The following is a 20,298-nucleotide window of genomic DNA, read 5'->3' as shown; positions in this document are numbered from 1 at the left end:
ACACCCCACCCAAAGACACAAAACCCCAGGTAAAGATGTTTAAACCTGGCAGTTAAGCAACACAAGTATTGACAACTTCGACGTAAAAATGTTGTTTGCAGGAACAGTTCCACAACGTAACGCAAGTTCACGACCAAGCCACACGAATCAACCATGGCGCTGAATCCCGGCGCCAATGACCCGAGCAAGGCCACCTCCGTTTTCAGGTCTTCAACAGGATTGATTGACGCCACCACTGAGACAGAGTGAGCGTTTCGTCGGCTTAATGAGTCATCTGCGTGGACAACGGCAAGCCTGATTATGAACTGTCACAGTGACGGGGCTCCATCGCAAACATGCGGCGTTTCTAAACTCGCAGGCCCGTATCGGAGGTGACTACAACGACACCGCTTAATCTAGATCTGCTGGATATCGTAGGTCGACCTCGCATACATACAGGAACGCCCCGCCATACATCACGCCCACAGGAGGCACTGCTGGGCGCAGGCTTATCGACTTCTTACGGAAGCTCTGACGGCAGCTGCCAAATCCTTTCACCAGTCGGCGTAAGTCTTACGCCTTGCCGGAGACGAATAACGTAGTTGCCATCCTCCGGCCGGCGGGGAAGGTAAGCGAAGCCTGGAGTGTTCGATATACCGGGGATTGCCTGGAATGCGGGGTCGTAATCGACAACCTGATTGAAAGCGATAAGCTTGCGGTGAAACGCACGTAGCTTACCTATCGAACCTTTCGTTAGCGCTTCGTTGTCCAACATCCAGTGGCCGTGAAGCCTTATAGCTTTGTAGATGGTATTTGTGAGAAATTCACGCTCTACCTCCCACGGTAGATTCTCAGAAACCTCGGTGATTAGAGACTCGTAGCCCGCTTCTTTGATGATCTGGTGAATACGCTGCCTCGATACACCTGCTGCGCGGGCAATCTCGGTCTGAGTCATACCTTCGTCTAGAAGGGTTTGGATCGTTGCTGCGTCCGGTGTCGCCATGACGAATTCCTTTCCATTATTGTCAAGCAAAGCATACCAATATATTTCGCGTGCTTAATAACTGTTTTGGCTAACGATGAAATGGAACCGCCCCGACTACCGAAGGAGTCTCACCTGGACTTTTTCTCAATGATTTAGTCGATGCTCATGCATGGGTACCACCAGATTTGAAGCGGTGGTTCCTCCAAATTTGGAGCACGGACGGGGACATCATATTCGCCAGTCCCGAAGAGCGTAATGGCATCACACGCCTACTGATACTCGAATTCGCCGCAATCGCCCCAGTAATCGATCCCGGTCCGGACTGGGCTCAGTCAGAAACACTCCATAAACAGCCTGATTCCACTCGAGCCTCACAGCCCCCCCCCTGATTCCGCCCATGCTGCAACCCCGCATCGACATTACCCATCCTGGTGAGAAACACAATTGTTTGCGCTAGTGCGCTTCCCAAACCGGTGGTGTTGGGATCTTGATTACTACCTTCGGCTCCAGGCTGGCGAAAGCATGCAGATCCTTCATTATTCGTTCGACCATTAGGTCATCCCAGTCGGGATTCAGCCATTCTTCATCATCGTCCCACCAAGACAGAAACTCACGTTTGGCCTCAACATCGAAGACAACAGCATTGCCGGCAACAAGCTGGGCCAGCAAATCCTCCTCTGCGAACTCCTGCAGCCTGTCGGGATCGTATCGAACAGGAACCGAGGACGACTCAATTACGCGCTTTACCGCTTCACTCATCCTCATATTTCCTCTTCCAGCGACTCTGCAACTGCTTTCCCTAGATCTCTCAAGAGTGAGTTCCACATGACCTGGGTCGATGAGTACGAAAGCCTCAGGCTCGGAAGCCTTAATTCTTGGGGCAATCCCCCACTCAAGTGATGCCGAGAAACGAAAGTTCCTACATTGGATTCACGGGACAAGTTCACCCCGACCAATCAACAACCCGGCGTGCGGTTGAGTAAAAGAAACCCCGAAACACAAAAGTGGCACGGGGAATCAACTGTTTTTGCCTATGCGGATGGTATCAACAACGCTTCGAGCACCAGACACACTTCTTGATTTCAATAATCAAGACCAGGCTCATTGCTACCAACCAGCGCCTACACGAACTTCACACCGGCGAAGTTCTTCTTACCGCGGCGCAGCACAATCCACTTGCCGTGCAGCAGGTCCTCGGCAGCCGGCTCCCACGCTTCGTCCTCGATGCGCTGGTTATTGGCGTACGCGCCACCTTCCTTAATGGTGCGGCGTGCCTCGCCCTTCGACTTGGCAAGACCCGCGGCGACGAGAAGGTCGACAACAGTACGCGGCTCGCCCTCAGCAATCTCCGCAACCTCAGTCTCCGAGACGGCACCTGCCAGGGTGGCCTCGTCCAGCTCGGTCAGCTCAGCACGCCCAAACAGGGCCTGCGCTGCCAGCTCAACTGCCTTGGTGGCCTCTTCGCCGTGAACCAGGTTGGTCATCTCCTGAGCCAGACGACGCTGCGCCTCACGCTTGAACGGACGCTCCGCAACAGCGACCTCGTACTCAGCAATCTCTTCCTGAGACAGGAAGGTGAACCAACGCAGGTAGTCAATAACAACCGAGTCACCAGCGTTGAGGAAGTACTGGTACCAGGAGTACGGCGAGGTCTTTTCAGCATCCAGCCACAGTTTGCCGCCACCGGTAGACTTACCGAACTTCTGACCCTGCGCATCGGTCACCAGCGGCACGGTCAGGCCGTGCACCTTGGCGCCGTCGATACGCCTGTTCAAATCGACACCAGAGACGATGTTGCCCCACTGATCACCGCCGCCAATCTGCAGCACGCAATCGTAGTTGCGGCGCAGCTGCACGTAGTCGTTGGACTGCAGCAGCATGTAGGAAAACTCGGTGTAGGAGATACCGTCAGACTCGAGGCGACGCTTCACAGTGTCGCGATCGAGCATGGTGTTGAGGGAGAAGTTCTTGCCGACATCGCGAAGGAAGTCAATGACGGACATGTTCATAGTCCAGTCCGCATTATTGACCATTGTCGCCGGGGCATCGCCCTCAAAGTCAATAAAACGACGCAGCTGGCCCTTGATGGCCTCCAGGTTGTGCTCAATGGCGTCTTGGCTGAGCATCGAACGCTCACCGACATCACGCGGATCGCCGATGAAGCCCGTGGCGCCACCGGCCAGCGCAATTGGGTGGTGACCGGCCAGCTGGAAACGACGCAGCATAATCATCGGAACCAGGTGGCCCGCGTGCAGCGAATCGCCAGTTGGGTCAAAACCGCAATACAGAGTAATGGGGTTTTCGCACGCCTCGCGCAGCGCGTCAACATCGGTGGACTGATTAATCAGGCCACGCCACTGTAGTTCGTCGATAATGTTCTGTTCAGTCACGTCCCCTATCGTAACGTCTCGCTTGCCGACGTTCACCGCGAGGGTGACCTAGAACTCCTCAACGGCCTTCTTGTGGCGCCGATAGGCTGAGACGGAATCGTCCGGAAGCCACAGCCGCCAAGGCCGATTCGCCGCTCGCCGAACGCCCACACGCGGGCCCGCGTGGATGTCTTTATCCGGGTTGATGCTCTCTGGCTGCGCCACGAACACGCGTGACGACGGATCCAGCGCATCTACCCCATAGTCATTTAAGTCAAGGCCAAGCGCCTGACCAACATTGCCCGGACCACGTCCGAGACCCGCAACAGCAGGTTTTTCACCGCGGCGACGGCGCACCGCATCCAGGCCCTGCTCAATGCGTACGGAACGGACCAATACTCCCCCGCCCGTGCCGTCCGTAGCGCTGGTGATATTGGCACAAAAGTGGATGCCGTAGGAGCGGTAGATATACCAATGTCCCGCCGGGCCAAACATGGCGCGATTGCGTGCGGTTGGCCCCATGAAGCAGTGCGCGGCCGGGTCGGGATAGCGCTGGTCAACTGGGCCACCATAGGCCTCGACCTCCGTGATGGTGGCGATAACATGCTCAGCGGGGATGACAATTACGCAGCTGAGCAGTGTCTTCGCAGCCTCAATGGGAGCTCCCGACAGCACAGTGCGGTCGAGGGCGCTGTAGCCGTCGGGAAGCGGGAAAGGCAATTACTTGTCCCAGGCGATAGCTTCGTCGGAAAGCATGACCGGAATGCCTTCGTCGATGCGGTAGGCGATCTTCAGGCGAGGATTGACCAGCACCTGCTCATCTTCGAGGTATTCAAGCGGCCCCTTGTCACGCGGGCAAGCGAGGATATCAAGGAGTTTCGGATCAAGGCTCATAGTCCACTACCTTACCGAACTGAATTGCCAGGGTGTCACGCTGACCTTCCAAAGCAATCAGGTTGTCCTGACCGATTGCATCCTGGATCTTCTGAACCGCGGAATGCAGCAGGTCGATGGATTCCCGAGCCGGATTCTCGGCTTTGTGACGCAGACGCTCCGGGACCGCGAGGTAGGAGTTGACTGTCTGCGGCAAGTACTCCTGGATAATGCCGCCGATGACCACCTTCTGCTCGGGATAATCTTTGAGATACTTCCACTCGCTCAGGACGGATTCCAGCGTCGCACCCAGGTCATTTGCGGCGTTGCCAAGAGCTTCGCCAGGCTGGGCATCGAAAAGCCTGCCCAATGTCCGGTGAAGATTCCTACGCAGCTCAGATGGATTGAGCGGGCGACGCTGTGGGATCTCAGGCTTCGGCGCCGAACTAACGGACTTCTGCGCCACTTTGCTCTGCCTCGGCAACAAAGCAACCGACGCGCCCCACGCGGCAATCGCAACAACCGGCCACAGGAAACCAAGCCCCACGGTCAGGTGCAGCAGCACGACGGCGATGGCAAGGATGAGCCCGACAATGTTGGCGGGACTGTTGAGAAAGCCACCGCCAGAGGAAGTGCCGGAGGATTTACTGGTAGCCACGAATCTCCTTGAACACATCAGCAAGCTCGGTCTCACGGGATTCAAAGACCTTACCACCGGTCAGATTCGCAAGTTCCTGCATTTCTCCCGGATCTGCCTCGCCATAGCGGATGACGAATACCGGCGGCAGATTCCCGCCCTTGGACTGGTAGAAATCACGGAATTCCGCAAAGCTCTTGCCCGACGTCACCTGACCATCGGTCAACACCACGATAGACGGGATGGAGTTTTTATCCGAGCTGCCGAGAAGGTCGAAGGCTTGAATCAGTGCGTCGTAAAGCGCCGTCTCGCCCTCTGCGTACAGACCATCGACGGCGGCGGTGAGCTGCGCGCGCGATTCCGGGCCGTCAATTGTTGTGGTCGTGGGCTCGCCGACGGTCGTGCTGAACGGCAGGATCGTCGCGATCTCACGGTTTCGCAATCCCACGCTTCCCGTTTCGGTGCGTGCACTGCCGTCGACGATTGCGCGCATCGTCGCCTGTAGATCGGCGATGCGCTCACCGAACATTGAACCGGAGGTGTCGAGAACGAAGACCGACTCTCCGGGCACGCGCAGGTCATTGTCGTAAGCCTCAATAAGGCGGTCCGTGACGGCGCGATCGCCCGGGAACGGCAGCTCGATAATGACGCTGTTGGTCATGCTTTCCGGCAGGTTGGCGTCATCGGAGACCGGGCGCAGGAAGTGATCGGCGAGAACCTGCGAGTTCGCTTCCAGCCACTGCCCGAGAGCCTCCGTCTGCCGCGCGGCAAGGTCGTTAGCCGGCTGAGCTAGTGGCGTCAGCGGGTAATCCGCACTGATGACACCGTCGCTCGGAACAACAACTTCCAGGTCAGCGCCCTCTTTATTCATCTGCTGCAACACAGCTTCATAGTTGATGAGCGCGTCGACGGAGTCCGGCTCATCCAGGAACTTGTCACGCAGCCACCCCGACGAACCCGAGGTCATCTTCTGCCCCTCGAAGAACTTCTGCAGTTCAGGCGTGGTGCGGTTGATATCCCCCGTAGTCAGCGCCGATCCGGTGTCGGCGAACGCGGTCGCAACCGACACCACACCGGAAAAGCCCGAGTTCGATTCCGCGGGGTTGGTCATGCCGTAGGTCAATTTGCCTGACGACGCAGCCTCCGCGATCTCAGCCCACGTCGGCTGCTTGGTATCCCAACCGAGCTCCCGAGCCTTCGCCGAATGGATACCAAAGGCTACCGGCGAGGTGGCGACTTTCTTGGCTTCGCCCAGCTTGTCAGCCCCACCGAGCAGATCAACGTACCGGTTGGTAGCAAACCAAGTGGCATCAAATTGGTTGTCGAATTCGTCTGCGACAAGGGCGTGGCTGTTCTTCACGGTGCCGTCGACAAGCTCGAGGTTAATCGTAAAACCGAGGTCGTCGGAGGCCTTTTGCATCAGTGGCTGGAGCTCTGCAAGCTCCGTGGCCCCGGCGATACGCATGGTCGAGCCCTTGAGGTCAGAATCGACGTCGACTTTGTTGGTCTTCTCCTCGTCGGAGCCCAGCGGCAGGTTCAGGCCACCGTCGGAGCAGGCCGCGACAGCGAAGATGCCGAGCACACCGACGAGGCCAAGAAGCATTTTGCGGAGGGCAGTTAGTGCCTTATACATGTTCATTCGGCTTTACCCCTCTTCCGTTTCCGGCCTCGGCGGGCTCTGGTATCCACGGGAAACACCCTCAATAAGCTGCTCGAGGATGTCGAAACTCGGCGGATCAATGGAGTCCACAAAATCGGTGGAAACCTCCTGGCCCGTCTTCAACTGCGTCTGGAATTCCTCCATCGCCTCAGGCTGGCTGGAGCGGTAACCGTGCTTGGCCGCCAGCTTCTGAAGCTCAGGGTCTTCGGCGAGGAGCCGTGCGACCGCAGCTCCATTGTCGTTAAAACCCAGCGCCACGTGAGTACTCAGAATCGTCGGCGATGGATACGCCAGGCGCATTTCCGGCTTCAACCGGCTGTTCGGGGCACTGTTCTCCCCCAGGAACTGCGACTCGTAAACCATCACCATTGGCTTCGAACCGACACCCTGCGAGAGGTAGTCCGAAAATGGACCAGCCGACGAGGATTCCGTGTACCCCTGGCCGGTGAACAGAGGGGTGAGCTCCGGCAAGACCGCATTGACCTGCCCACTGTCAGACACAATCCGGCCTTCATTGGTAATCCAAGACATGAGCGACAAGTACATCGCGGCCGAGTTCGACGAACGAATGTCCGTCGTGGACATCTGCACCGTGCGCGGCGACGGATAATCGTTCTCCGCGAAGTCACGCCAGCGGACATTGTCGTGCTGCATCGTGGCCAGCGCTGCCATATCTACCTGCCACGCAGTGCCCTGTTGACGAGCAACATTTTCCCGCGCCAATGCCTGCAAGATGTTGTCGAAAGTAGCAATCGCCATCGGTGTGTAGAAGACGTCATACCGCTCAGCGCCACTCATCTTCTCGGCAATTTTCTCCGCTGCCGGTGCCGACGACGGAAACGCCAAGTCGAAGGAATCCAGATCCACATCCGTGGCCATCCGACGCGAACCCGCCGTCTTTACTTCCACCACATAGCCGTGAGAGGCAAGAGCCTTCTGGACCTCTTTGTCTTCGAAGAAGGGCTTCTTCTCAGAGCCAACAATCGCCTTGACGACGGTCTTTTCACCACCGAAGAAATCACGGTTTCCTCCGGAGCTGCCACCAGAAAAACCTGGGATACTACCGCCGCGACCGACATAGACTGCAACAGCCGCGATGACAATCAAAATGACTGCAAGAATTGCCCCCGGGCCCATGCACCCTTTCTTGCTACCACTCTGATTTCTATTTTTATCTCGTGAGCTGCGATTTCCACCGCTCGACCGCGTACTTTCCGCCATGAAATTATGGTAAGAGACCCGGCCATACCTGGCAACAGATATAGAAATAATCAGTAATCTGCGTCACTTCAGGGGCACCCTGGCATTACTGGGTTACTGACGGCGGCGGGTCAATCCGAGTTACTGACTACGTTTATGACTGGCGGCGGCGGGTCGAGCCGAGTTACTGACTACGTTTATGACAAAAATGGCCCGAAAAATGGCTTGAAAGTGTCATAAACTTACACAGTTTCACATTTGCAGCCCGTATTCGCACGTGGAGCCCGTAATTTTTCGGGTTGCCAGTTACCGAGGTTGCCAGTTGTCGGGTCATCAGTTGTCGGGTTGCTGGTTTTTCTACTTTCTCCCCGGGCTGTAAAAAATCGGCGTGCGGTCGATTGACCGCACACCGATTAATTAGCTGCGTTAGCTGGGCTAGCAGGTTTGCTAGCTCTAGCAGCTTTAGCCGCGAACCGGCTTTTCAGCCCACTGCTTCAGCTCGGTATTCTTCTCGTCAACGCGAGCGAGCTGCTCTGCAACACGGACACCCGCGGTGCCGCCGCGAGTATCGCGGGAAGCGACAGCACCGTCAATAGTCAGCACTTCACGGACCTTCGGAGTCAGTGCCGGGTGGATACCGGCGAGGTCCTCGTCGGAAAGCTCGTCCAGACCGATACCGCCCTTGGACTCTGCGATGCGGACACACTGGCCGGATGCCTCGTGAGCGTCGCGGAACGGTACGCCCTCGCGGACCAGCCACTCAGCCAAGTCCGTGGCCAGGGTGTAGCCCGCCGGAGCGAGCTCGCGCAGACGGTCTTCGTGGAAGGTCAGCGTTGCCACCAGGCCGGTCAGGGCCGGCAGCAGCAAGGTTAGCTGCTCAACCGAGTCCACCAAAGGCTCCTTGTCCTCCTGGAGGTCACGGTTGTAGGCCAGCGGCTGCGCTTTCAGCGTGGCCATAAGACCAGCGAGGTTACCGATCAGGCGACCGGTCTTACCGCGGGTCAGCTCTGCCACGTCCGGGTTCTTCTTCTGCGGCATGATGGAGGATCCAGTCGACCAGGCATCAGCCAGAGTGACGTAGCCGTACTCCGGGGTGGCCCAGTAGATGATTTCCTCTGCCAGGCGAGACATGTCCACAGCAATCTGGGCGAAGACAAAAGCCGCCTCAGAGGCGAAGTCACGCGAAGAAGTGCCGTCAATGGAGTTGTCCGTGGCAGAGTCGAAGCCGAGCTCCTCCGCGATGGCCTCCGGATCCAGGTGCAGCGAAGATCCCGCGAGCGCACCGGAACCGTACGGGGACACAGCCAGTCGACGGTCGAGATCGCGGATGCGGTCCAGATCGCGCAGCAGCGGATGCGCGTGAGCCAGCAACTGGTGGGCCAGCAATACCGGCTGCGCTGCCTGGGAGTGGGTCTTGCCCGGCATGATGGCATCCGGATGTGCCTTGGACTGAGCCACCAGGGCGGCAACCAGGTCAGTGACATCCAGTGCAACGCCGCGCACGGCATCGCGCAGCCACATGCGGAACAGAGTTGCCACCTGGTCATTGCGGGAACGACCAGCGCGCAGGCGACCGCCGACCTCCGGGCCGACGCGATCAATCAGACCGCGCTCCATGGCACCGTGGACGTCCTCATCTGTCGGCTCTGGACCAAATTCGCCGGAGGCAACGTCGCGACCGAGCTGATCAAGGCCTTCGATCATGGTGTCAAAGTCGGCATCGCTGAGCAGCCCACGGGCATGCAGCACTCGGGCGTGGGCCTTGGACGCAAGAACGTCGTAAGGCGCGAGCACCCAGTCAAAATGGGTGGACTTGCTCAATGCGGCCATCGCCTCGGACGGGCCACCGGCAAAGCGGCCGCCCCACAGGGAGCCTTCGTTGGTACCGTGCTTTTCGACCATTGTCTTTTCCAATAGGCCTTTCGCTCTAGTCGCTCTGGAGAAGCTTTACAGTTTGAAGTCGCGCTTTGCGGCCATCTTCGAGGACAGGCCGTGCAGCTCGACAAAACCGCGAGCCAGGGTCTGGTCGAAGGTGTCGCCCTCGTCGTAGGTAGCCAGGTTGAAGTCGTACAGCGAGGTGTTCGAACGACGACCGTTGACGTTGCAGTGACCTGCGTGCATGACCATGCGGATGTCACCGGAAACGCCCTTCTGGGACTCCTCGATGAAGGCATCCAGCGCGCGCTTCAGCGGCGAGAACCACAGGCCGTCGTAGACCAGGTTGGCCCACTCGCCCTCGACCTGACGCTTGTAACGAGCCAGCTCACGCTCAACGGTGACGTCCTCGAGCGCTGCGTGTGCGGTCATGATGGCAATTGCGCCCGGAGCCTCGTAAATCTCGCGGGACTTAATGCCGACCAGGCGGTCTTCAACCATGTCCAGACGACCGATGCCCTGAGCACCAGCGCGGCGGTTCATCTCTTCGATGGCCTCAAGCACGGAAACCTTCTTGCCGTCGATGGCAGTCGGCTTACCGTCCTCGAAGGAGATGATGACCTCGTCCGGGGAGCTGAAGTTCAGGGTCGGATCCTCGGTGTACGCGTAGACATCCTTGGTTGGTGCGTTCCACAGGTCCTCCAGGTAGCCGGTCTCAATGGCGCGACCGAAGAGGTTCTGGTCAATGGAGAACGGAGAGGACTTGGACTGCTCAATTGGCAGACCCTTCTCCTCAGCGAAGGCAATAGCCTTGTCGCGGGTCCAAGCGAAGTCACGAGCCGGTGCAATAATCTTCAGATCCGGGGCGGTGTTGGCGAAACCAACCTCGAAACGGACCTGGTCATTGCCCTTACCGGTGCAGCCGTGTGCGACGTGAGTGCCACCGAACTCCTCTGCGGCCTTCGCCATGTGCTTAACAATCAGCGGGCGAGACAGTGCAGAAACCAGCGGGTACTGCTTCATGTAGAGACCATTGGCCTTAATGGTCGGCAGGCAGTACTCCTCGGCGAACTCGTCCTTAGCGTCGACAACGACAGCTTCGACAGCGCCGGCGTCCAGAGCGCGCTGACGCACGGACTCCATGTCCTCGCCGCCCTGTCCGACATCGATGGAAACTGCGACGACCTCGCCGTCGGTCATTTCCTTGAGGTACGGAATAGCAACGGTGGTGTCGAGGCCACCAGAGTAAGCAAGAATAACCCGGTTGGTCATAGGGTAAGCGCTCCTTTAATCGGTGCTTTAAAGCATTTCGTGGAATAGTTTACTGGTTCGTTCCGGCGGCTAGACGCTGGGCTAGGTCAGCGCCGGAAAGTGGTTCTCTAGCCAGGCACATTACGGTGTCATCTCCCGCAATTGTGCCAACGATTTCTTTGAGTCCCGCACGGTCAATCACACTGGCTAGATACTGTGCGGCTCCCGGTGGTGTACGCACAACCGCGATGGTGCCCGAATGATCAATGGAGACCAGCAGCTCGTCTAAAACGCGCCGCATCCTGGCCACTGCCCCGCTGGAGACAGCGAGTGCATCTTCGACGATGGAATACCGCGAACCGTTGGCTCCATCGCGAATCTTTCGGGCTCCCAGCTCATCGAGGTCTCTGGACAACGTCGCCTGCGCAATCTCAATGCCTTCGTCGGCAAGCAGCTCGACGAGCTGAACCTGACTGGACACGTGATGCTGCGCCAGCAGGTCAGCGATGCGCGTCTGCCTAGCTGTGCGAGAACCTGGTTGTGCTGCGGTCATGACCTTACTGCCTCTCCACCAGCCAGGTCAGCAACGCCTTCTGAGCGTGCATGCGGTTTTCCGCCTCGTCGAAGACTACCGACTGCGGGCCATCGATGACCTCGGCGGTAACTTCGTTGCCGCGGTATGCCGGCAGGCAGTGCAGGAAGATGGCATCCTCATTTGCCTTGGCCATCAGCTCAGCGTTGACCTGGTACGGCAGGAACGGAGTACGACGATCCAGGCCGTCGTTCTCCTGCCCCATGCTGACCCAGGTATCGGTGATGACAACGTCGGCACCGGCAATGGCCTCATCGACGTCCGCGGTCACGGACACGGCCGCACCGGTCTGTTCCGCGACCTTCTTGGCACGGTCGACGTAGACCTGCTCCGGCTGGAAGTCCTCCGGTGCACAGATGGTGACGTCCAGACCTGCGGTGGCGAAGCCCACGAGGTAGGAGTTGGCCATGTTGTTGGCACCATCGCCGAAGTACACAGCCTTCTTGCCACGCAGTCCCGTCTGGCCTTCCTCCGGGCACTTGTGCTCGATGATGGTCTGCAGGTCAGCGAGAATCTGGCACGGGTGGAACTCGTCGGAAAGCGCATTGACAATCGGCACCGTCGCGGTCTCAGACATGGCCTCCAGCCCTGACTGCGCGTAGGTGCGCCAGACAATTGCCGAGACAAAGCGGCTGAGCACAGCAGCGGTGTCCTGGTAGGTTTCGCCCTTGCCCATCTGGGAGTTTCCGGTTTCGACCACAATCGCGTTGCCGCCCAGAGCTGCGATACCAGCGTCGAAGGAGAAACGGGTACGAGTCGACGTCTTGTCGAACAGCACCGCAACCGACTGTGGCCCCTCAAACGGACGTCGGGAGTACGGCGCTACCTTCAGCTCTGCAGCCAACTGCAGCACCTCAGCCTGCTCCTGTGGAGTCAGGTCATCATCGGCGAGAAAATGACGGAGCATCAGTTTCTAATTCCTTCCTTTGTTGGCGACAGCCTCAACGGCGTCGTTCAGGCAGGCATCAATCAACTCGACGGCGCGGTTGACTTCCTCATCGCTGAGGTTCAACGGCGGCACAATACGCAGCACATTCGCCTGCGGAGCGTTCAGAATGACACCACGTTCATAACCGGCGTTAACCGCTTCCTTCGCCAGGTTCTCGCGCAGCACCAGTCCAAGCATGAAGCCGCGACCACGCACGTGATCGACATGGCTTAACGACGCGAGCTTGCGAGCCAGGACCTTGCCCTTCTCGGTGACTCGATTGAGCAGCTTTTCTTCTTCCAGCGTCTCGATGACGGCCAGGCCGGCAGCGGCACAGACCGGATTGCCACCAAAGGTGGTGCCGTGCGCACCAGGAGTAAACAGTTCCGCTGCGCGGCCGTTGGCGATGACAGCACCCAGCGGCAGGCCGCCGCCGAGCCCCTTCGCCAGGGTCATAACATCCGGCACGATGCCATCGTGCTGGTGGGCAAACCACTGGCCGGTACGGCCGATGCCGGTCTGTACTTCGTCGACAATCATGAGAACGTCGAAGCGCTTGGTCAGTTCGCGGACGGCAGCGAGGTATCCCTCTGGCGGTGCGACCACACCGGTCTCACCCTGAATTGGTTCCAGAATCACCGCAGCGACACCCAACGGATCGGATTCGATGGTCTTGGTGAGGAAGTCAATGTCACCGTACGGCACGAACTCGACTCCACCCGGCATCGGTTCGAACGGGGTGCGCTTGTCGGGCTGACCGGTCATGGCAAGTGCGCCCATGGTACGGCCGTGGAACCCGTGGTGGGTAGCGATAATGCGATTGCGCCCCGTCAACCGCGCCAGCTTGAACGCGGCTTCATTGGCCTCAGTGCCGGAGTTGCAGAACATAACTCGGGTGTCATCAGTGTCCCAGCCAGTGAGCTCAATGAGCTTCTCGCCCAGTGCCAACGGTGGCTCAGAGGCGAAGATGTTGGACACGTGCCCCATCGTGGAAATCTGCTTGGACACAGCTTCCACGATGGCCGGATGTGCGTGACCCAACGCGTTGACTGCAATACCGGCGAGCAGGTCCAGGTATTCCTTGCCCTCGGAATCCGTGACAATAGCGCCCTTACCCTGCACAAGCTCAATGCGCGGCGTGCCGTAATTGTTCATCATCGTGTGTTGCCACTGCTGCTTGAAGTCGCTCATGTCGTCTTTCGACCTGCCTAACATGTATGTCGGTAAATTCTTGTCCGTCTTTTCTGCCTTATCCGGGCTCTACCATTGTGCCGATACCGCCGGAAGTCATCAGCTCCAGCAGCACCGAGTGTGGCTGGCGGCCGTCGATAACGTGGGCCGCAGGCACTCCCTGATCCACTGCGTTCAGGCAGGACTCCATCTTCGGAATCATTCCGGAATCCAGCGTCGGGAGGATTTCTCGCAGATGCGAAGTGGAAATCCTTGACACCAGCGAATCGCGGTTCGGCCAATCCGTGTAGAGACCCTCGACATTAGTCAGAATCACCAAACGGTTCGCGTTAATTGCCGATGCCAGTGCACCTGCTGCCGTGTCGGCGTTGATGTTGTAGACCTCTTTGCCATCAGCGGACGGCGCAATCGTAGAGACCACCGGAATACGTCCGGCATCAATCAGGTCCAATAGCGTTTCCGAGTGCACCTCGGTGATATTGCCGACCAGCCCGATATCTGTTTCCTTGCCGCCGACGTTTACCGTTCGTCGAGTACCAGTGAACAGGCCACCGTCCTCACCAGAGGTACCCACTGCATAGGGGCCGTAGGCGTTGATGAGGTTCACCAGTTCGCGGCCGACCTGCCCGAAGAGCACCATGCGGACAATTTCCATGACCTCCGGAGTCGTGACACGGAAACCGCCTCGGAACTCTCCCTCCAGCCCCAGGCGCTTGAGCATCGACGAAATCTGAGGGCCGCCACCGTGGACAACCACCGGCTTCACCCCCACGGTGCGCAGAAAAACCATGTCCTGCGCGAAGGCCTTCTTCAGTTTCAGGTCGGTCATCGCGTTACCGCCGTACTTGACCACCACAATCTTGTCGCGGTGGTGCTGCAGCCACGGCAGTGCTTCCGCCAGCACATGTGCCCGCTGTTCGAAGGACAGCCCTTCGGTCAACTGGTGAACCATTGCAGAGTCTCCTCAAAACCTTTACGACGAATATGCCGAGTTGATGTGAACGTAGTCGTGGGAAAGGTCAGTCGTACGAATCGTGGCCTCTTCCGGATTACCAGTACCGAGGTCAACCTCCACGGCAATGTCCTTGCCGGAGAGATCCACTTCACGAGCATCAGGCGTGCCACCGGTATCGCGACAGACTACATGACCGTTGAAGGAAACAGTGATGTGCTCCGGATCCATATCCACCGGTGCAGTGCCGACAGCCGCCAGCACACGACCCCAGTTCGGGTCCGAACCGAACATCGCACACTTGAAGAGGTTGTCGCGGCCGATGATTCGAGCAGCTACCAGAGCATCTTCAGCACCACCGGTGCCACGCACGGTCACGGACACACGCTTGGTCACGCCTTCGGCGTCCGACTGCATCTGGCGCGCGATGGAATCACACACACTGAGCACTGCCTGGTCGAGCTCCTCCTGCGAGGGCTTCACACCAGAGGCACCGTTGGCCAAAATGATGACGGTGTCATTGGTGGATGTGGAGCCATCAATATCTAGGCGGTTAAACGTAACCTCGCTCGCCTTGGCAATAGCCTCGTGCGCCATTTCTGCGCTTACCGACGCATCCGTCGTAATCACACCGAGCATCGTGGCCATCGACGGGCTAATCATGCCAACACCCTTGCCCATAGCGCCGACAGTGAATCCGTCACCATGCGCAACGGCCTGCTTTGCCACCAAGTCAGTGGTCAAGATGGCTTCTGCTGCAGCCGTACCTGCGGCGGCATCGCTGCCCAGATTCTCACAAAGCTTCGGCACACCTGCCAGAACAATGTCCATCGGCAGCCGGTCACCAATCAAGCCGGTGGAGCAGGTACCAATCTCGGTAACATCGACGCCGAGCTCATCTGCGACCTTCTGACAGACTTCGAGGGCGTCGGAAATACCCGGCTGACCATTGCAGGCGTTGGCATTGCCCGAGTTCAGCACCACAGCGGACAGCTTGCCGTCAGCGATGTGCTTCTTGGATACCGTCACCGGCGCAGCCTGGACACGGTTGGTAGTAAAGACAGCCGCAGCAGTCTTCTCCGGCCCCTGGTTTACGATGAGCGCCATGTCCGGGTTTCCGCTGACCTTGATGCCTGCAATGACACCACTGGCCACGAACCCCTGAGGTGCACATACGCCGCCTTCGTCACCAGCGACGTTGACGAGACCTTCTTTTTCTTCCTTCATCATGGGGCAACTCCTACCAATGGAAGTCCTGCAGTTTCATTCTGTCCAGTAACCAAATTCATGCACTGAACTGCGGCACCACCGGTGCCCTTTGTCAGATTGTCAATCGCCGAGGTCAGCACCAGACGCTTGGCGCGTTCATCTACCTCAACCTGAATCTGAACCAAGTTAGAGCCAATTACCGACTGCGTCTGCGGCTGCAGCCCTTCGGCCAACACCTGCACAAACGGCTCACCCTTGTAGAACTCGAGGTAGGCCTCCCGTGCGGTTGCCTCCGTCACCCCGTCGACAAGCGGAGCGGTGATGGTGGTGAGAATGCCGCGCGACGTCGGAGCGAGCACCGGCGTGAAGCTGACGGTGAGAGCCTCTGCGTACGGCTTGAGGTTTTGTAGGAACTCTGCGGTGTGGCGGTGCTTGCCCGCAGTGTTGTAGGCGCGGAGATTGCCCATAACCTCGGACCCGAGCAGGGGCACAGCTGCCTTCTTGCCCGCACCGGAGGTACCGGTGACGGAAACAACGGACAGATCCGGCTTGACCAGACCCTTTGCAACTGCCGGCAGTGCCGTAATGGTACCGCCAGTGGGGAAACAACCCGGCACAGCAATACGCTTGGAAGCAGCCACTACTTCCCTGTTGCCCGGCAGCTCCGGAATACCGTAAGTCCAGGTACCGGCGTGCTCCGAGCCGTAGTAGTGCTCCCACTCATCGGCATCCTGCAGGCGGAAATCCGCGCCGCAGTCAATAATCACCGTGTCATCGCCCAACTGCTCTGCAATCGCAGCCGAATGACCGTGGGGCAGGCCGAGGAACACCACGTCATGCCCGGCAAGTGTGTCACCATTAGTCGGCTCAATACGACGATCAGCCAAAGGTGCCACATGAGGCATAATGTCGCCCACACGGGCACCCGCGTTGGATGCTCCCGTTAGTGCGCCGATGGTCAGTTCGCCGGAAAGATACGCCGGGTGCGACAACAGGAGGCGGAGGATCTCTCCTCCTGCGTAACCGGTCGCACCAGCAATGGCAACGGAAATACTCATGCCAAACATTCAACACTTTTATTCACTGCGTTGCAAGATATTCATAGAATTCGTTGCCAAAGTGCTGGAATTCTATCGATGTGACGTGAGTGAATTATGAATATAACGCCGTCGTCGGTACATACATCTGGTTCGCCGAGCCGGCCATTCAATCAGCGCGCCGGATTACTCAACGCCGGACTATTCAACTACGACGCTTGACTCCTGGCTCATCACACCATCTGCCCACTGCGCCACCGATGACGTCGTGGTGTAGAGATAGTAACCCGACTCCTCCGGTGCGACGCTGCCATCAAAAGCCACCGCACCCGAGAACACCGCGGCCAGCTGGCCGTCGATAAAGAGTGGTCCGCCCGAATCGCCCACCTGCAACGCCGCGGGTCGCTCCATGTGCGCCAACACTGAGTCTTCCCGCACGCACTGCTGATACTTCACCGGGCACATCGACGCGGTGACGGTCGCCATCGGCAGCGCGCCATCCGCAACATCGCCGAGCAGCGATCGCCCATAGACCGTGCCTGCCGTTTCTTGCTCCGAAAACGCTTGACGACGTTCCATTGCGGGATACTCCCGAAGAGCTGCATCGCCCGCAAGGTGAATAAGCACTACGTCACCGCTGGGCGCAATCTCCCAGCGATCAATCGGTACACGCCGGGCATCCGAGCCGAATCCGACCTCGACTTCCCCAACCTGCTGCGGGACATCACGCACGCAGTGGGCTGCGGTCATTACCCACTGCGGGGCGATTGCAGTTCCCGTGCAAAAGTTTCCGGTATGGGGACTGGTCTGGACCATGATTGACACCACGGAGTCCGCCGCCACACTCGGCGCAGCAGCCTCCCCGCCAACCAGCGCAGCCGCACTCGGCACGCCGGTGAGCAACAGACCTGCCGTGACAGCAGCTGCCGCCACAGTCGTCGCAGGCTTCGCGCTGCTCACCGCGCACGCCCCAACGCGCTGCTCTCGCGCCTCTGCGCTATCCAGCCTGTTGTCGCGGTGCCGCAAGTTGCCAATCATGGGTATCTCTCCCCGGGGTCTCCCCTTTTAGCCGCGCCGCTGAGCGCCGTGACGGGTAGTGGCCAGCTCAATGGCCGCCTCGCGAGCTGCGGAAGCTTCCTCTTCCTTCAGCGTACGGTCCGGCGCGCGGAAACGCAGGGAGTACGCCAGTGAGCGAACGCCTTCGCCCATCTGCTCGGAACGGTAAACATCGAAGATACGAATGGATTCGAGGAGCTCACCAGCACCCTCCACCAGAGTCTTCTCCACCTCTGCGGCGGAGACCTCATCGCTGACAACAAGCGCGACGTCCTGGTGGACAGCCGGGAACGGGCTGAGTACCGGCGCCGGCAGGTGCTCAGTCACTGGCAACGCATCGAGATTGATCTCCATAGCGCAGGTACGCTCCGGCAGACCAGCGTCCTTGCATACCTTCGGGTGCAGCTCACCGGCGTGGCCGACGACCTCGCCGTCGACAAGCAGCTCAGCGCAGCGGCCCGGGTGCCACGGCAGCACCTCAGCGTTGCGGATCTCCAGCTCGACGTTGGCAGCGCGGGCAACAATGCGCGCGGCTTCGATGGCGTCCGCGACGGTGTACGCGGCCTCGTCACCCCACGGGCTATCCAGGCGGATACGACCGCAGGCGACAGTGGCGACGTGCAGCGGCTGCTCCGGCAGCGACTCCAGCAGCTCGGCGCGCTCGGCCTCGCTCGGCAGACCCGCGGTAGACGGCATCGGCGAGACACCGTTACCGCGCTCGATGGATACCTGCTCCACACCGTAGAGCGACAGGTCGACCTGGCCGCGAGCAACATTGCGCTTCAGCGATTCAAGCATGGACGGCAGCAGAGTCGTGCCCAGCTGAGCATGGTCGGACTCCAACGGGTTGATGACCTTGACGGTGTTACGACGCGGGTCATCAGCGTCCAGGCCCCAGACGTCGAAGACATCGTTGGCAATGAACGGTGTCGGCAGAATCTCCAGGTAGCCATTGTGGGCCAGCGCGTGACCGACGAAGCGGCGGCGCAGCTGACGCTCAGTCAGACCGCGACCGGCCGGGGCGATTGGGAGGATAACCGGAATGTCTTCCAGACCTTCCAGACGCAGGATTTCCTCAACCAGGTCAGCGGACATGGTCAGGTCGGAGCGCCAGGTCGGCGGAGTGACAGCCAGGCGGTCACCGTTGTCGACGACCTCGCAACCGACCTCGCGCAGGCGTCCAATGACGGTCTCACGCGGGTAATCAACGCCCGCAACTTCGCTGGCGCGGTTGACGGCAAAGTCAATAGTCGGCATGGTGGCAACCTCACCGAGCAGGGTGCGACCAGTGTCGATAGTGCCGCCGGCGATGTCAGCGAGCAGCTGGCAGGCCAGATCCAGAGCCGGCTCGACCAGAGCGGTGTCCACGCCGCGCTCGAAACGTCGTGAAGCCTCGGAGCTCAGCTTGTGGCGGCGACCACTGCGGAAGACATGCAGCGGCGACCAGTTGGCGGCCTCGAAGACCACATCGGTGGTGTCGTCGGCGATCTCGGAGGTAAGACCACCCATGATGCCGGCCAGCGACTGAATACCATTGTCATCGCAGATGACAACGTCCGCCGGGTCGAGCTTGCGGTCCACGTGGTCGAGAGTGGTCAGAGTCTCGCCGGCCTTAGCGTTGCGGATGTGCAGGCCACCAGCGATCTTGGAACCATCGAAAGCGTGCATCGGTTGACCGAGCAGCAGCATCACGTAGTTGGTGACGTCCGTGGCCACGTTGACCGGACGCTGACCAGCCAGCAGCAGGCGGCGGCGCATCCACCACGGGGTCTCGGCGTTCGGGTCGATGCCGGTGACACGGCGCAAACCAAAGCGGCGGGTGTCGGTGTCCTCGTCGATGGTGACGTTCAGGACCTCACCTTCGACCGGCAGCTCCTTGACTTTGGCCGGATCGGCGAAGTCGAGGTTGAAGGCGGAGCAGATCTCGCGGCCCAAACCGCGGGCCGATAGCGCGTAACCGCGGTCCGGAGTGATGTTGACCTCGAACTTCTCGTCATCGAGACCGATGAACTCCTTGGCGCACGAACCCAGCTCAGCTGGGGCCGACGGCAGCGTGAGAATACCGGCGGAGGAATCGGTCATGCCCAGCTCAGCTTCGGAGCACAGCATCCCGTTGGAAACCTTGCCGTAAGTCTTCCGTGCGGAAATCTCGAACCCACCCGGCAGCACGCAGCCCGGCAGTGCGACGATAACAATGGAGCCCTCTTCGAAGTTGCGGGCACCACAGATGATCTCCTGCAGCTCGCCGGTGCCATTGGCATCACCGACATTGACCTGACAGAAGCGAATTGGCTTCTTAAAGCCCTCGAGCTCCTCAATGTGGTCGACGCGACCGAAAACCAGCGGCCCCTCGACCTTCTCCAGCGGCTCGTGCCCCTCGGTTTCAAAACCAACGCGGACGAAGCCCTCATCCAGCTCGTCCGGAGTGACGGACCAGTCTAGGTTGATGGTGTTCTCTGGGCCGCGAACGATTTCAGTGACCCACGACTGTGGAATGAACATGT

Annotated in this window: 18 protein-coding genes; all 18 read right to left on the bottom strand. The window is 59.3% G+C overall.

Going from position 1 to position 20,298, the window contains the following annotated elements:
- Positions 1-499: 499 nt before the first annotated feature.
- Positions 500-982 (bottom strand): sigma factor-like helix-turn-helix DNA-binding protein, encoded by a 483-nt coding sequence (locus tag HMPREF2681_RS07120; RefSeq protein WP_070439368.1) that lies wholly within the window; start codon positions 980-982, stop codon positions 500-502.
- 435 nt (positions 983-1,417) lie between these two features.
- Positions 1,418-1,723 carry a hypothetical protein gene (locus HMPREF2681_RS07115; protein ID WP_070439365.1) on the bottom strand — a complete coding sequence of 102 codons (306 nt, stop codon included), beginning with the start codon at positions 1,721-1,723 and terminating at the stop codon, positions 1,418-1,420.
- A 362-nt stretch (positions 1,724-2,085) separates the two neighbouring features.
- Entirely contained in the window at positions 2,086-3,354 is a 1,269-nt protein-coding gene (tyrS, locus tag HMPREF2681_RS07110; RefSeq protein WP_126108063.1) for a tyrosine--tRNA ligase, read from the bottom strand.
- A gap of 48 nt (positions 3,355-3,402) precedes the next feature.
- Positions 3,403-4,053: a DNA-3-methyladenine glycosylase gene (locus HMPREF2681_RS07105; protein ID WP_070546582.1), complete on the bottom strand. Its 651-nt coding sequence runs from the start codon at positions 4,051-4,053 to the stop codon at positions 3,403-3,405.
- Positions 4,054-4,227 (bottom strand): Trm112 family protein, encoded by a 174-nt coding sequence (locus tag HMPREF2681_RS07100; protein ID WP_005511714.1) that lies wholly within the window; start codon positions 4,225-4,227, stop codon positions 4,054-4,056.
- Positions 4,217-4,864, bottom strand: coding sequence for a hypothetical protein (locus HMPREF2681_RS07095; protein ID WP_070546581.1), 648 nt, complete (start codon positions 4,862-4,864; stop codon positions 4,217-4,219). The genes HMPREF2681_RS07100 and HMPREF2681_RS07095 overlap by 11 nt, the downstream gene beginning before the upstream one ends.
- On the bottom strand, positions 4,851-6,482 hold the full coding sequence (locus HMPREF2681_RS07090; RefSeq protein WP_070546579.1) for a VWA domain-containing protein: 1,632 nt from the start codon (positions 6,480-6,482) through the stop codon (positions 4,851-4,853). The genes HMPREF2681_RS07095 and HMPREF2681_RS07090 overlap by 14 nt, the downstream gene beginning before the upstream one ends.
- 6 nt (positions 6,483-6,488) lie before the next feature.
- Positions 6,489-7,640, bottom strand: a complete 1,152-nt coding sequence (locus tag HMPREF2681_RS07085) for a hypothetical protein (protein ID WP_049193938.1) — start codon at positions 7,638-7,640, stop codon at positions 6,489-6,491.
- 525 nt (positions 7,641-8,165) lie between these two features.
- On the bottom strand, positions 8,166-9,605 hold the full coding sequence (gene argH / locus HMPREF2681_RS07080; protein WP_049170381.1) for an argininosuccinate lyase: 1,440 nt from the start codon (positions 9,603-9,605) through the stop codon (positions 8,166-8,168).
- A gap of 45 nt (positions 9,606-9,650) precedes the next feature.
- Positions 9,651-10,850 (bottom strand): argininosuccinate synthase, encoded by a 1,200-nt coding sequence (locus HMPREF2681_RS07075; protein ID WP_016422894.1) that lies wholly within the window; start codon positions 10,848-10,850, stop codon positions 9,651-9,653.
- A 49-nt stretch (positions 10,851-10,899) separates the two neighbouring features.
- Positions 10,900-11,382 carry an arginine repressor gene (locus tag HMPREF2681_RS07070; protein ID WP_005511719.1) on the bottom strand — a complete coding sequence of 161 codons (483 nt, stop codon included), beginning with the start codon at positions 11,380-11,382 and terminating at the stop codon, positions 10,900-10,902.
- 4 nt (positions 11,383-11,386) lie between these two features.
- Positions 11,387-12,328 (bottom strand): ornithine carbamoyltransferase, encoded by a 942-nt coding sequence (gene argF, locus HMPREF2681_RS07065; protein WP_049189988.1) that lies wholly within the window; start codon positions 12,326-12,328, stop codon positions 11,387-11,389.
- Between the two features lie 6 nt (positions 12,329-12,334).
- Positions 12,335-13,540, bottom strand: a complete 1,206-nt coding sequence (locus HMPREF2681_RS07060; protein WP_049170375.1) for an acetylornithine transaminase — start codon at positions 13,538-13,540, stop codon at positions 12,335-12,337.
- A 58-nt stretch (positions 13,541-13,598) separates the two neighbouring features.
- Complete coding sequence (argB, locus tag HMPREF2681_RS07055; protein ID WP_016422897.1) at positions 13,599-14,492, bottom strand: acetylglutamate kinase; 894 nt, start codon at positions 14,490-14,492, stop codon at positions 13,599-13,601.
- 21 nt (positions 14,493-14,513) lie between these two features.
- Positions 14,514-15,722 (bottom strand): bifunctional glutamate N-acetyltransferase/amino-acid acetyltransferase ArgJ, encoded by a 1,209-nt coding sequence (gene argJ, locus HMPREF2681_RS07050; RefSeq protein ID WP_016422898.1) that lies wholly within the window; start codon positions 15,720-15,722, stop codon positions 14,514-14,516.
- The gene (argC, locus tag HMPREF2681_RS07045; RefSeq protein WP_172620236.1) at positions 15,719-16,759 is read right to left on the bottom strand and encodes an N-acetyl-gamma-glutamyl-phosphate reductase; all 1,041 of its coding nucleotides are present in this window, start codon (positions 16,757-16,759) and stop codon (positions 15,719-15,721) included. The genes argJ and argC overlap by 4 nt, the downstream gene beginning before the upstream one ends.
- A gap of 180 nt (positions 16,760-16,939) precedes the next feature.
- On the bottom strand, positions 16,940-17,776 hold the full coding sequence (locus tag HMPREF2681_RS07040) for a trypsin-like serine protease (protein WP_070546578.1): 837 nt from the start codon (positions 17,774-17,776) through the stop codon (positions 16,940-16,942).
- Positions 17,777-17,803: 27 nt separating this feature from the next.
- Positions 17,804-20,296, bottom strand: coding sequence for a phenylalanine--tRNA ligase subunit beta (pheT, locus tag HMPREF2681_RS07035; RefSeq protein ID WP_070546576.1), 2,493 nt, complete (start codon positions 20,294-20,296; stop codon positions 17,804-17,806).
- Between the last annotated feature and the right edge of the window lie 2 nt (positions 20,297-20,298).

This window comes from Corynebacterium sp. HMSC064H12, assembly GCF_001809925.1.
Taxonomy (GTDB): domain Bacteria; phylum Actinomycetota; class Actinomycetes; order Mycobacteriales; family Mycobacteriaceae; genus Corynebacterium; species Corynebacterium jeikeium_D.
This window is presented reverse-complemented; position numbering and strand designations above follow the sequence as displayed.